Origin of the sequence: Bradyrhizobium aeschynomenes (genome assembly GCF_013178945.1) — a bacterium.
Classification (GTDB): domain Bacteria; phylum Pseudomonadota; class Alphaproteobacteria; order Rhizobiales; family Xanthobacteraceae; genus Bradyrhizobium; species Bradyrhizobium aeschynomenes.
The window spans coordinates 247,866-260,361 of record NZ_JABFDM010000008.1 but is presented as its reverse complement, the minus strand read 5'-3'; the positions used below and the strand labels follow the sequence as shown (position 1 = coordinate 260,361).

General features: G+C 66.2%; 11 protein-coding genes. 5 read left to right on the top strand and 6 right to left on the bottom strand.

Going from position 1 to position 12,496, the window contains the following annotated elements; genetic code table 11:
* The first annotated feature begins 607 nt into the window (after window positions 1-607).
* Window positions 608-1,834, top strand: a complete 1,227-nt coding sequence (locus tag HL666_RS23610) for an MFS transporter (RefSeq protein WP_172183905.1) — start codon at window positions 608-610, stop codon at window positions 1,832-1,834.
* Here HL666_RS23610 and HL666_RS23605 read toward each other — a convergent pair.
* The 4 genes from HL666_RS23605 to dmeF are packed head-to-tail and all read right to left on the bottom strand — an operon-like array spanning window position 1,831 to window position 5,051.
* Entirely contained in the window at window positions 1,831-2,265 is a 435-nt protein-coding gene (locus HL666_RS23605) for a universal stress protein (protein ID WP_172109731.1), read from the bottom strand. The two genes, HL666_RS23610 and HL666_RS23605, sit on opposite strands and share 4 nt — an antisense overlap.
* 60 nt (window positions 2,266-2,325) lie before the next feature.
* Window positions 2,326-3,600, bottom strand: a complete 1,275-nt coding sequence (locus HL666_RS23600) for an adenylate/guanylate cyclase domain-containing protein (protein WP_172109732.1) — start codon at window positions 3,598-3,600, stop codon at window positions 2,326-2,328.
* Between the two features lie 20 nt (window positions 3,601-3,620).
* Complete coding sequence (gene arsC / locus HL666_RS23595) at window positions 3,621-4,025, bottom strand: arsenate reductase (glutaredoxin) (protein WP_172132712.1); 405 nt, start codon at window positions 4,023-4,025, stop codon at window positions 3,621-3,623.
* A gap of 36 nt (window positions 4,026-4,061) precedes the next feature.
* Window positions 4,062-5,051, bottom strand: a complete 990-nt coding sequence (dmeF, locus tag HL666_RS23590) for a CDF family Co(II)/Ni(II) efflux transporter DmeF (RefSeq protein WP_172183903.1) — start codon at window positions 5,049-5,051, stop codon at window positions 4,062-4,064.
* A 211-nt stretch (window positions 5,052-5,262) separates the two neighbouring features.
* Here dmeF and HL666_RS23585 point away from each other — a divergent pair, with 211 nt between their 5' ends.
* Complete coding sequence (locus HL666_RS23585) at window positions 5,263-6,084, top strand: chromate resistance protein ChrB domain-containing protein (RefSeq protein ID WP_172183894.1); 822 nt, start codon at window positions 5,263-5,265, stop codon at window positions 6,082-6,084.
* Window positions 6,081-7,472, top strand: coding sequence for a chromate efflux transporter (gene chrA, locus HL666_RS23580; RefSeq protein ID WP_172183893.1), 1,392 nt, complete (start codon window positions 6,081-6,083; stop codon window positions 7,470-7,472). Before HL666_RS23585 ends, chrA begins: the two co-directional genes overlap by 4 nt.
* A gap of 12 nt (window positions 7,473-7,484) precedes the next feature.
* Here the strand turns inward: chrA and HL666_RS23575 are convergent, their stop codons facing one another.
* Window positions 7,485-8,441, bottom strand: coding sequence for a cation diffusion facilitator family transporter (locus tag HL666_RS23575; protein ID WP_172132716.1), 957 nt, complete (start codon window positions 8,439-8,441; stop codon window positions 7,485-7,487).
* An 81-nt stretch (window positions 8,442-8,522) separates the two neighbouring features.
* On the bottom strand, window positions 8,523-10,775 hold the full coding sequence (parC, locus tag HL666_RS23570) for a DNA topoisomerase IV subunit A (RefSeq protein WP_172109738.1): 2,253 nt from the start codon (window positions 10,773-10,775) through the stop codon (window positions 8,523-8,525).
* Between the two features lie 937 nt (window positions 10,776-11,712).
* Between parC and HL666_RS34010 the strand changes: the two genes are divergently transcribed.
* Window positions 11,713-11,856: a hypothetical protein gene (locus HL666_RS34010; RefSeq protein WP_210262053.1), complete on the top strand. Its 144-nt coding sequence runs from the start codon at window positions 11,713-11,715 to the stop codon at window positions 11,854-11,856.
* Between the two features lie 218 nt (window positions 11,857-12,074).
* Window positions 12,075-12,293, top strand: a complete 219-nt coding sequence (locus HL666_RS23565; RefSeq protein ID WP_172114050.1) for a hypothetical protein — start codon at window positions 12,075-12,077, stop codon at window positions 12,291-12,293.
* Window positions 12,294-12,496: the final 203 nt, after the last annotated feature.

Sequence of the window (12,496 nt, the reverse complement as noted above, 5' to 3'; positions counted from 1 at the left end):
CATCGGGCGAGACCGCCTCTGCGACTTCGTCGCCTGTTTGCAACGCACGCGAATCGGGAACAGGCCACCTGCCCACGGATGAGGTCCAACATACTGTCTGCCCAACTCGGTCTCAAACTCACCTGCGCCCTGCAAGATCTGTGACGGTCCCGGCTATCGCTACGGCGTCGTCGACATGAACCGGCCCTGCCAGCCCTCGCATGCGCTCCGCTGTCCGGCGTGCCGATCTATGATCAGCACCGCGCAGCTTGCGGCGTTCCGTTCACGGACGCGTTCAACGACTGGAACATCGGGGAGTTCAGGACCCACATCTACAACGATGGCCATGAAGCCGTAGATCCAGACTATCGGATCAAGCGTCCCACTGACAATGCGGCGGCGGTGGTCCCCTTCTGGACGCCGCGCGAAGCCGGCATGCGCGTGCTCGACTTCGGCGGCCGTAAACGAGGTGCTCTGCACCAGCCCGCGGCCCCACGGATTAACGAGGCCGCCCTACGATCCGATCATGCCCACCGGCCTGGAAGCGGCCTCCAGCGCGATCGGAAAGCGGGTGGGCGCGCGGGATGCTTCGCGCCGATGATGCTGGCTCATCACATCAGGTTCCGCCATGCCCGCTCCACCTGCCCTGCCCGCCAGCTTCCATCGCCTCGCCTGGTCGAACCTGTCGGCGCAATCGGCCGAGCAGATCGCGCTGGCTGCGGCACCGATCGTCGCTGTGCTTGCCCTCGGCGTCGGCGAGGGCGAGACCGGGCTGCTGCAGACCGCCCTCACCGCGCCTTTCGTGCTGTTCGCCATTCCTGCCGGCCTGCTCGCCGACCGTATGCCGCGGCGGCTGCTCATGGCCGCAGCGGAGGCGCTGCGCGCGCTCGCGCTGCTCGCGATCCTCGTGGCGTTTGCGAGCGGCGTGCTCACGCTGCCGCTGCTCGCTGCGCTCGGGTTCGCGGCCGTGTGCGGCACCGTCGTCTTCAGCGTGGCGGCACCGGCCCTGGTGCCGAGCCTGGTGGTACCGGCCCGGCTGGCCACTGCGAATGCGCGGATCGAGCTCGCCCGCACGGTTGCCTTTGCCGGCGGCCCCGCACTGGGCGGCATGCTGGTCGGCTGGATCGGCGGCGCGCCGGCATTCGGTGTGGCCGCAGCCTTGTCGCTGATCGCGGCACTCTGCCTTGCCGGCATCGCCGAGCCCAGCCGTGCGCCGGTGCCCCGCCGCCATCCGCTCGCCGACATCCGCGAGGGGGCGGCGTTCGTGCTTCACCATGCGCTGCTGCGCCCGGTGTTCGTGACACAGTTCATCTTCAACACCGCGCACTTCCTGCTGCTTGCCGTGTTCGTGCCCTATGCAGTGCACCGGCTCGGCCTGTCGGCGGGCGGTGTGGGCACGGTGCTGTCGATGTTCGGAATCGGCATGGTCTGCGGCGCGCTGCTGGCAACGCGGATCCTGCGGCGTCTGCCGTTCGGCACCGTGATCGGGCTCGGTCCGGTCACCGGCTTCGCCGCTGCGCTGGTCATGGCGCTGACGACGTTCGTCCCCTCTCCTCTGCTCGCGGCGCTGAGCTTCTTCATGCTCGGGGCCGGGCCGATCCTCTGGGTGATCTCGACCACCACGCTGCGGCAATCGGTGACACCGGCCGGGCTGCTCGGGCGCGTCTCGGCCATCAACATCCTCAGCTACGGCGCGCGACCGCTGGGCTCGCTGCTCGGCGCCGTCGTCGGCGGGCGCTACGGCGCCGACGTCTGTCTCTATCTCGTCGCCGCGATCTTCGGGCTGCAGGCGCTGGTGATCCTGACCTCGCCCGCCGTCGCGATCGCGCGACAGCCGGAGCCGCAGCCGGCCTAGCGATAGACGAGAATGGGCACGCTCGAATGCGTCAGCACCTTCAGCGTCTCGCTGCCCAGGATGGCCGAGACGCCGCGCAGCCCGTGCGAAGCCATCAGCACCAGATCGCAGCCCTCGTTGCGCGCCGTCTCGACGATCGCCTCATAGGGCTTGTCGTGCTCGACGCAGAGCGTGGCGCAGGCAACGCCGGCCTGCTCCGCATCCTCTTTCACGTGGTCGAGATACTTTGCGGTCTGGTCCGCCACCAGCGACTTGTACTGCGCCAGTGCCTTGGTGGCGGCGTGCGGATCGACGACCAGCGAATGCAGCGGCGTCGACACCACCAGCGCCGTGATCCTTGCGCCCGTCGCCCTCGCCAGCGCGACGCCGTGCCTGATCGCGGCCTTCGACAGGTCCGAACCATCCGTCGGCAACAAGATATGCGTGTACATGAGCGTCATCTCCCCGACCGATGATGGGGCAGACTCGCATCTTCCGGGCATTGACGTGGGTCAAGGGTGCGACATCTCGTCCGCGAGGTAGCTCTCGTAGGCCCGCGCCGCCGACGGGCTCGCCGCGATCTCCGGATCGAGCGTGTAGAGATCCTGCGCACGGCCGATGCCGCGCAGCGCGTAGCGCCCCGTCGAGACCAGGTAGCGGCGCCCCTCTTCGTCGAGGCCCGCGCAGAACTCCGAGGAGGCCAGCAGCTCGCGATCGACCGAGCGGCACATCGAGGCGATGCGGCTGACCTCGTTGACCGCCGGGCCCACCACGGTGAAATCGAGCCGGTCATCGCTGCCGATATTGCCGTAGAACACCTCGCCGAGATGCAGGCCGACATAGGCCGAGGTTACCGGCCGTCCCTCGCCGGCACGCCGCGCATTGAGCTTGGCGATGTTGAGGCGGAAGCGATGCTCCGCGCGCAGCGCAGCCTGGCGCGCCGCGCCCATGTCCCCGCCGGTGAAGATCGCCAGCACGCCGTCGCCGATCAGCTTCAGCACGTCACCGCCGGAATCGTAGATCGCGTCGATCGACGCCTCCGCATAGTCGTTGAGCAGCGGAATGATCTCGTCCGGCGAGATGCTCTCGGAGATCGCCGTCGAGCCACGCAGGTCGGAGAACCAGAGCACGGCATTGATGCGCTCGGTGACACCGCGGGAGATGCGCCCGCGCAGCACCTGCTCCGACGCATCGCGGCCGAGATAAACGCGCCCCAGGGTGCGCACGATGTCGACCTGCTGCGCCGATTTGATTGCAAGCGCGAGCAGCGGAATGAGATCGCGCAAGGCGGCCATTTGCGGCGCGGTGAAACCGCCGTCGCGCCGCGTCAGCCAGTACGAATAGAAGCAATCCATCTGGCCGAGCGTGCCGGCCTCGCCGAACTGGTGGACGAAGGCGAGGAAATGCCGGTGCCCCTTGGCCGACAGATCATGGATCATCGTGAAGTCGAGATGGGCGCAATCGGTCAGGTCGATGCTGAACTCGTCATGGCCCTTCTCCAGCATGTGGTGAAACACCGAGCGCCGCCAGTTTTGCGCGGCCTCGCCGTCATTGCTGGAGCCATATTCGAAGCTGTCGGACTCGTTGCTCGCGGACTCGTTCCAGCGAAAGCCGCGCCCCTCGAAGATCGGGTGCAGGGTATCGATGAAGGTGAGCCCGCGGGACAGCTCCAGGCCGGCCTCGCGGCAGCGCTCGCAGAATCCACGGAGAATGTCGTTCTCCGGCAACCCCGTCAGGCTCTGGGCGACGAGCCAATTGGTCAGATCAAGGCGGGCCGTGATGTCCATGCTTCCAACTCACCAACGCGTCAGGCCGGCCGGCTCACCACCTCGCCGTCCTCCTTGGTGAAGGAAGCGACGGGATGCTCGAGCAGGTCGAGCACGAGCTCGGACGGTCGGCACAGCCGCGCGCCCTTGCCGGTCACCACGATCGGCCGGTTGATCAGGATCGGATGCGCGAGCATCGCCTCGATCAGCTGGTCGTCGCTCCATTCGGGATCATCGAGACCCAGCTCGGCATAAGGCGTCCCCTTCTCACGCAGGACGTCGCGCACCTTGACGCCCATGGCGTTGATGAGCGCGATCAGCTGCTCGCGGCTGGGGGGCGTCTTCAAATACTCGATCACATCCGGCTTCTCGCCCGAGGCGCGGATCATCGCCAGCGTATTGCGCGACGTACCGCAGGCGGGGTTGTGATAGATCGTCACGGTCATCAGGGCAGTTCCTCGATCTCGATCGCAGGGCGTAATTCAAGCATGCAGGCCGTGCTCCACCTCGACAGTGACATGGCTCAGCCCGTGCAGGTCCCTCAGCCGCTGCTTGTACATCGCCGGCGCCAGCGGAGCATGAGAGACGATCGACACGACGACGGCTCGATGGCCGGGCCCGACCTGCCAGAGATGCAGATCGGTGACGCGGTCGCCGCCCGCTTCCAGCCGCGCCCGGATCGTGGCCTCCAGCCGCCGGTCGGCATTGGCATCGAGCAGCACCGCACCGGCGTCGCGGATCAGGCCGTAGGCCCAGCTCGCAATGACGGCGCTGCCGACGAGGCCGACAGCGGCGTCCGCCCAGCTCCAGCCGAGACCCATGCCGATCAGAAGCGCGCCGATGGCGAGCAGCGAGGTCGCGGCGTCCGCCAGCACGTGCAGATAGGCTGCGCGCAGATTGTTGTCGTGGTGACCATGACCATGATCATGGTGATGATGATGGCCATGGTGGTGATCGCGCTCGCCGTGATCATCGTGGTGATGACCGCCGTGGTGGCGGCCATGATGATGGTGCTGGTGGGAGTCCGCCAGCAGCCAGGCGCTGACGAGATTGACCAGAAGACCGAGGACCGCAACCGCGATCGCCTCGCCATAGGCGATCGGCTCCGGGTTGAGCAGCCGGATGCCGCTCTCATAGGCCACCTGTATCGCAATGATCAGCAATATGAGAGCGCTCGAGAACGCCGCGAGCTCGCCGAACTTGCCGGTGCCGAAAGTGAAGGACGGGTTGCGGGCGTGACGGCGGGCAAACAGATAAGCGAGCCCGGCAATCCCGAGCGCGGCCGCATGCGTGCCCATGTGCCAGCCATCGGCGAGCAGCGCCATCGACCCGAACAGCGAGCCGGCGGCGATCTCGCCGGCCATCATCACCAGGGTCAGGCCGACGACGAACCATGTCCGGCGTTCGTTGCGCTCGTGCCCGGCGCCGAGGAAGACGTGATCATGCGCCCAATGGTCCGCTTGCGATGACATCGGCCCGTTCTCCTCGCTTCACCCGCATCCGCCTCGGCGCGCCCGGCAGGGCGCGATGCGCACGTTACCACAGAGCAAAGCGACCGCCCTGCACCGCGATTGACAGGACCAACCGGTTCCGCTGTAATGTTCCGCATGGGGACTTCGCGATCTCCCCACGAGGCGACATGCCCAAGTATCGCGTCCCGCCATTCCGGCACGAGGACGCATCATGTCATCCTTCGCATCGATTTCTCCTGACAAGCTCAACCGATTGATCGGAACTCCGGATCGCCCGGTGCTGATCGACGTTCGCACAGCTGATGATTTCTCCGCAGATCCGCGGCTGGTGCCCGGCTCCATCCGGCGCTGCGCCGAGGACGCTCCGCAATGGAGCCAGGACTTCACCGGCCGTGCCGTGATCGTCATCTGCCAGCGCGGCGCCAAGCTGTCGCACGGGGCCGCCGCATGGCTGCGCGTCGCCGGCGCGCCGGCCGAGTCGCTGGAGGGCGGCTTCGAGGCATGGAAGGCCGCAGGTCTGCCGCTGGTCCCCGTCGACAAGCTGCCGCAGCAGCACGACCCGGCAGGACCCACGGTCTGGGTGACCCGCGCCCGGCCGAAGATCGACCGCATTGCGTGCCCCTGGCTGATCCGCCGCTTCGTCGACCCGCGGGCCGTGTTTCTCTACGTCGCGCCCTCCGAAGTCACCGCGGTGGGGGAGCGCTTCAAGGCCATGCCCTTCGACATCGAGAACACGTTCTGGAGTCATCGCGGCGAGCTCTGCACCTTCGACGTCATGGTCGAGGAATTCGGCTTGATCACGCCGGCCCTGCAACGGCTGGCCACGATCGTACGCGCCGCCGACACCGCCCGTCTCGATCTCAGTCCCGAAGCGCCGGGCTTGCTCGCTGCCTCGCTCGGGCTGTCGCGCATCCATGATGACGATCTCACCCAGCTCGAGGCAGGCCTCGGGCTCTACGACGCCTTCTATCGTTGGTGCCGCGACGCGACCAGCGAGACGCACAACTGGCCGACCAACAAGGTGAAGCCATGACAGACATGGTCTCATCGCCGAGCCCCACCGCGGCTGACGCCATCCATGGCGTCAGCTTCACCGAGGCGTTCAGGGTCTGGCTGCGCGTCGCCCTGCTGTCGTTCGGCGGTCCGGCCGGCCAGATCGCCGTGATGCACAGGATCATCGTCGACGAGAAGCGCTGGGTGAGCGAGAGCCGCTTCCTCCACGCCCTCAACTATTGCATGCTGCTGCCCGGCCCTGAGGCGCAGCAGCTCGCGACCTATATCGGCTGGCTGATGCATCGGACCGCGGGCGGCCTGATGGCCGGCGGGCTGTTCATCCTGCCGGGCATCATCGCGATCATGGCGCTGAGCTGGATCTATGCCGCATTCGGCCACGTCTGGTTCGTCGAGGCACTGTTCTTCGGGCTGAAGGCGGCCGTGCTCGCGATCGTGATCCAGGCGGTGGTGCGCGTCGGCCGTCGTGCGCTGCGCAACAATGTCATGATCGGCATCGCCGCCGCGGCGTTCATCGCGATCTTCTTCTTCGCCGTTCCGTTTCCGCTGATCATCATCGCCGCCGGCTTGATCGGCTATCTCGGCGCGCGCGCTGGACGCTCCGAGTTCGCTGCAGCCGGACATGGAGCCGGCTCCAACGGCGATGGCGACAGCGCGCTCGGCGAGGTCCTGCCCGAGCAGGCCAAGCCGAATGCGCGGCGCACGATCATCACAGCGCTGGTCTGGCTCGCGCTGTGGCTCGGGCCAGTCGCGGCACTGCTGGCGGCGCTCGGCCCTGCCAATACGTTCAGCCAGATCGCACTGTTCTTCAGCAAGATGGCGATGGTGACGTTCGGCGGCGCCTATGCGGTGCTCGCCTATGTCGGGCAGCAGGCGGTCGAGCACTATCATTGGCTCGCCCCTGCCGAGATGCTGGATGGGCTCGGCATGGCCGAGACCACGCCAGGGCCGCTGATCATGGTGCTGCAATTCGTCGGCTTCATCGCCGCCGCGCGCGATCCCGGATCGCTGTCGCCGCTGATCGCCGGCACGCTGGGCGGCCTGCTGGCCACCTGGGTGACGTTCGCGCCGTGCTTCCTGTGGATCTTCGTCGGCGCGCCGTATATCGAGCGGCTGCGCGGCAACAAAGGGCTCGCGGGGGCGCTCGGTGCGATCACCGCGGCCGTCGTCGGCGTGATCCTCAACCTGTCGATCTGGTTTGCGCTGCATACGCTGTTTCGCCAGACCGTGGCCGTCGGCGGCTTCGGCCTCGATTTCGATGCGCCGGTGCTCTCGAGCGTCGACGGCGGCGCACTCATCCTCTCGCTCGCTGCGGCTGTCGGCGTGCTCCGCCTCAAGCTCGGCATGCTCTCGGTGCTCGCCGCCGCGTGTGCCGCCGGTGTGCTGCTCAGACTGGCGGGGTGGAGCTGACGCATCCCCGGCTCACACCACGTCGGCCGGGGCCAGCTTACAGGCGCAGCCGTCGGTTTCGATCTGCAGTGTCGGATGCTGGATGTTGAAGCGGTGGGACAGCCCGGCGCAGACACGATGCAGGAATGCATCGTCGGTGCCGCCGGGGCACACCAAGTGCGCGGTCAGTGCGGTCTCGTTGGTGCTCATGGCCCAGATGTGGAGATCGTGCACCTCGCTGACGCCGTCGAGCGAGGCGAGATAGTCGCGCACCTCCGGCAGCGCGATGTCGCGCGGCACGGCATCGAGTGCGAGATTGACGCTGTCACGGGCGAGCTCCCAGCCGCTGAGCAGCACCACGAGCGCGATGACGAGGCTGACGACGGGATCGACCCACAGCCAGCCGGTCCCGATCGTCACCAGCGCCGCCACCACGACGCCGAACGACACGGCGGCATCGGCCGCCATGTGCAGATAGGCGCCGCGGATGTTGAGGTCGGTGTCGCGACCGCGCATGAACAGCAAGGCGGTGGCGCCGTTGATGACGATGCCGAGCGCGGCGACCCACAGCACGGTGACGCCGGCGACCTCGCCCGGATTGCGCAGGCGGTCGAACGCTTCGACCGCGATGCCACCAACGACGAGCAGCAGCAGGCCGGCATTGATCAGCGCCGCCAGGATCGAGGCACGGCGATAGCCGTAGGTGTGGCGGTCGGTCGGACGGCGGCCTGACAGCCACAGCGCGCCCCAGGCCAGCAACAGCGACATCACATCGGAGAGATTGTGGATCGCGTCGGAGATCAGCGCCAGCGAGTTGGCGGCGTAGCCGAACACGACCTCGGCGATGACGAAGGCGGTGTTGAGCGAGACCCCGATCGCGAACGCTGCGCCGAAGCTGGCGGGCGCGTGGCTGTGACCGGCATGGCTGTGAGCGTGGCCATGATCATGGGAATGGTCATGACCATCATGATGAGAGTGCGAGTGCGCCATCCAACCGGTCCCCGGCGATCGCAGAAGCTGCGATCGCCCGCTGTCTCATATAGACGGCCATTGGACGGATACTATTACGCCTCACTCGATCGGCCGGTTGAACTTGTTCGACTTCGGCAGGCCCTGCGCGATGCGGCCGGCGTCGGCGCGGTTGCCGCGGTAGTCGGCCAGTTCCTTCCAGCTCAGGCCCTGGTCGCGGCCGGCGGAGTCCTTCCAGGCGAGGCCCTGCTTCTGCTCGAACGTCGTGACGTCGGAGAGTTGCGCGCTGGTGTATTTCTGCAGGCGGACGCCGCGGCCGCGCGCCATCTCCGGCACCTGGTCGAGGCCGAACACCACCATCTTGTGGTTGGTGCCGATCACCGCGACCTGATCGCCCTGCACCGTCGTGATCGCGCGCGCCTCGGCCGGCGCGGTCACGTTCAGCACCTGCTTGCCCTTCCGGGTGTTGCTGACGCAATCCTCTTCCTTGACGACGAAGCCCTGACCGTCGGAGGCGGCAATAAGGAACTTGCGCTCGCCCTTGCTGACGAACATCGAGACGATCGAGGCGTCCTGATCAAGGTCGATGAACATGCGGATCGGCTCGCCATGGCCGCGGCCGCCGGGCAGCTTGCCAACGTCGAGCGAGTAGAACTTGCCGTTGGTCGCGAACAGCAGCACCTTCGAGGTGTTCTCGGCAAAGAACGCCTGGCCGAGCTGGTCGTCGGTCTTGAATTGCAGGTTCGACAGGTCGGCGACGTGGCCCTTCAAGGTGCGCACCCAGCCCTTGTCGGAGACGACGACCGTGACCGGCTCGCGCTCGATGAAGGCCTCCTCGATGGCAGCGAGATCGTGCTCCGGCGCGTCGGCGAAATTGGTGCGGCGCTTGCCCAGTGGCGTCTTCGGCCCGAACAGGTCGCGCACGGTCTTGACCTGCTCGCCGACCTTGGCCCACTGCTCGGTCTCCGACGCCAGCAGTGAATTGATGCCCTTCAGCTCATTGCGGAGGTTCTTGTCCTCGGTGCGGATCTCCATCTCTTCGAGCTTGCGCAGTGAGCGCAGGCGCATGTTGAGGATGGCTTCGGCCTGCACCTCGGTGAGCTTGAAGGTCTTCATCAGGACCGGCTTCGGCTCGTCCTCGGTGCGGATGATCCGGATCACCTCGTCGATGTTGAGATAGGCGATCAAATAGCCGCCGAGGATCTCCAGCCGGTTCTCGATCTGCTTCTTGCGGTAGTTCGAGCGGCGCAGCAGCACGTCGCGCAGATGGTCGAGCCATTCGCGCAGGCACTCGGCGAGACCCACCACCTTCGGGATCTTGCCTTTGATCAGAACGTTGAGGTTCAGCGGAATCTTGCTCTCGAGATCGGTGAGCCGGAACAGCGATTCCATCATCAGCGCGGGATCGACGTTCTTCGACTTCGGCTCGATGACCAGCCGCACGTCCTCGGCGGATTCATCGCGGACATCGCCGACAAGCGGCAGCTTCTTCTCGTTGAGCAGCTCGGCGATCTTCTCGACCAGCCGCGACTTCTGCACCAGATACGGGATCTCGGTGATGACCACCACCCAGGTGCCGCGGTTGCCCTCCTCCTGCTTCCACTTGGCGCGGACCCGGAACGAGCCGCGGCCGGTGGTGTAGGCCTCGATGATCGATTCCTTGGAGTCGATCACGGTGCCGCCGGTCGGGAAATCCGGACCTTTGACCCAACGCAGCAGCGCGCGCGACTTGGCATCGGGCTTCTCGATCAGATGCAGCGCGGCGTCGCACAGCTCGGCGGCGTTGTGCGGCGGGATCGAGGTCGCCATGCCCACCGCGATGCCCTGCGCGCCGTTGGCGAGCAGGTTCGGGAAGCCGCCGGGCAGCACCACCGGCTCCTTCGACTGGCCGTCATAGTTCGGGCGGAACTCGACGCCGTCCTCGTCGATGCCTTCGAGCAGCAGCCGCGCGACATCGGTCATGCGCGCTTCGGTGTAGCGATAGGCGGCGGCGTTATCGCCATCGATGTTGCCGAAATTGCCCTGGCCGTCGACCAGCGGATAACGCGAGGAGAAATCCTGCGCGAGGCGCACCATCGCGTCGTAGATCGCCTGGTCGCCATGCGGATGGAACGAGCCCATCACGTCGCCGACGATCTTTGCGGACTTCTTGAATGCCGTGCCGGGATCGAGCCGCAGCAGCCGCATGCCGTAGAGGATGCGCCGGTGCACCGGCTTGAGGCCATCGCGCGCGTCGGGCAGCGCACGATGCATGATGGTCGAGAGCGCGTAAGCGAGATAGCGCTCCTCCAGCGCCTCGCGCAACGCGACCTCGTGAATCTCCGCCGGCTCCGGCGGAATCAGTGATTTTCCCATTAGCGTTGAGCTTTCAGTGGGTTAGCCCAAAGGCTTGAGCTGATGTGAACGATTTGGGAACACGCTTTATGCGATGATGCGGCATGGCGCAATGACGCGGCGGCCCGCTTCCGTGAGGAAAACGGCGAGAATCGGGCCGTGGAACCGGGAATCGCTGACGAAATGGGCAGTCTCGCAGGTGCGCAGGCGGGCGGAGCACCCTCTCGTGTCGTCGCCCGGCTTGACCGGGCGACCCAGTATCCACCGGAGCCCCTGATTGAGCCGTTAGGCCGCGGCGTACTGGATCGTCCGCCTGCGCGGACGATGACGGTTGAGAGCTGCGCAACATCGACCTCACCATCAGACGCATCTTTGTCGTCTCGCGGCACGTTTCGCGCCCGAGCTATCAAATCGGAGCCTCCTCCAATACAGAGGGCGCAGGGAAGGCCGGACCTCGACTGAGGCCCGTGGCCCGCCTGCTGAAAAATGCAGGCGGCAGGAACCACAGGTCAGCCGGACGACCCGGCCCTCCCTGCGCGATGGGCTTACAAATTATACGCAGTCTCCCCGGTGTCCGGGCTTGTAGCCACCGTCGTCCGCGCGATGCGTTCGGCATCCATCACGAACTTGACACCAGCATCGGGGTGCCAGGACGCTGCGATTTCATCGTCCTGCCGGCATCGTTCGTCCACGCGCAGTGCACGTTGCGACCCGACAGGCCACCGCACCCCGCCTCGCGTGTCGTGACGATCGCGCGCTACGCGCCTTGTGTATGCCAGATCTGCCAGAATGCGCGAACGGGCGGTTCTCGCAAAACCGCCCGTCGCTGGATCTGAGCCCGGTACGCCCCAAACGCGGCAGAGCCTGTATCAGAGCGAGGCACAGCTCCGGTGATCTTCCTCAACCCGAACAGTTGCAAGGGCTTCGAGCCGATACAAGGCAAGGAAGGGAGTGGATGATGACACAGATCGCAAATGGTGTCGCCGGCATCGATGTGGCCAAGGACAAGGTGGACGGCTGCATTCGGAAACTCGGAGTACGGCAGATATTCCCGAGCGGTTCGCTCCGAAGTGAGGCGGGATGCGCGGAAACATCCGCCTGATTTGCCCGACGACACAAGTCAAGCAGGCTGCGGCAGATTGGCTCGACGGGCAGTTTGCGCATGGGGGGCACACGATTCCGCATATCCGAAAGACGAGCGAGCCGGAACCATGCTGCGGTCGGCCCGTTGAATGATCGTCAACCTGCCAAGCAGTCCACGTCCTGCAGCGTATCGCGTGATCGGCTGCCAGCCGAAGCCTCTGGCACGGACATTCTCCGATGAAAGACTTTTCCGACGCTGCCTTTTCTCCTGACGTGATTGCGCTGATGACGCAGGCACTGGACGGCGCGATCGCGGCCCTGCCCGAGCCGGTCAGCTCGACCCATGTCACCCTGCTCGCCGAATGCGTGCTGCGCGCCGCCAAGACCGGCGAACGCGATCCCGCCGTGATGCAACGGCTGGCGCTGCTCGAACTGCAGATCATGCCGCGCGTGTAGGACGGACTTCCTTACTATCAGCCCCACTCCGTCATTCCGGGGCAAGGCCGCAGGCCTTGAACCCGGAATCTCGAACTTGTCTGGCGGCCATCATCTCTGGATTCCGGGTTCAATCGTCAACGCGCGGACGCACGTTGTCGTTTGCCCCGGAATGACCGCGAGAAGCGGCCAAGTCGCGCCGCGGCCAGGACGCCTCGCAACAC

Coding starts and splice junctions, on each gene's coding strand:
- HL666_RS23610 (WP_172183905.1), top strand. CDS start 608: ATGCCCGCTCCACCTGCCCTGCCCGCCAGCTTCCATCGCCTCGCCTGG.
- HL666_RS23605 (WP_172109731.1), bottom strand. CDS start 2,265: ATGTACACGCATATCTTGTTGCCGACGGATGGTTCGGACCTGTCGAAG.
- HL666_RS23600 (WP_172109732.1), bottom strand. CDS start 3,600: ATGGACATCACGGCCCGCCTTGATCTGACCAATTGGCTCGTCGCCCAG.
- arsC (WP_172132712.1), bottom strand. CDS start 4,025: ATGACCGTGACGATCTATCACAACCCCGCCTGCGGTACGTCGCGCAAT.
- dmeF (WP_172183903.1), bottom strand. CDS start 5,051: ATGTCATCGCAAGCGGACCATTGGGCGCATGATCACGTCTTCCTCGGC.
- HL666_RS23585 (WP_172183894.1), top strand. CDS start 5,263: ATGTCATCCTTCGCATCGATTTCTCCTGACAAGCTCAACCGATTGATC.
- chrA (WP_172183893.1), top strand. CDS start 6,081: ATGACAGACATGGTCTCATCGCCGAGCCCCACCGCGGCTGACGCCATC.
- HL666_RS23575 (WP_172132716.1), bottom strand. CDS start 8,441: ATGGCGCACTCGCACTCTCATCATGATGGTCATGACCATTCCCATGAT.
- parC (WP_172109738.1), bottom strand. CDS start 10,775: ATGGGAAAATCACTGATTCCGCCGGAGCCGGCGGAGATTCACGAGGTC.
- HL666_RS34010 (WP_210262053.1), top strand. CDS start 11,713: ATGACACAGATCGCAAATGGTGTCGCCGGCATCGATGTGGCCAAGGAC.
- HL666_RS23565 (WP_172114050.1), top strand. CDS start 12,075: ATGAAAGACTTTTCCGACGCTGCCTTTTCTCCTGACGTGATTGCGCTG.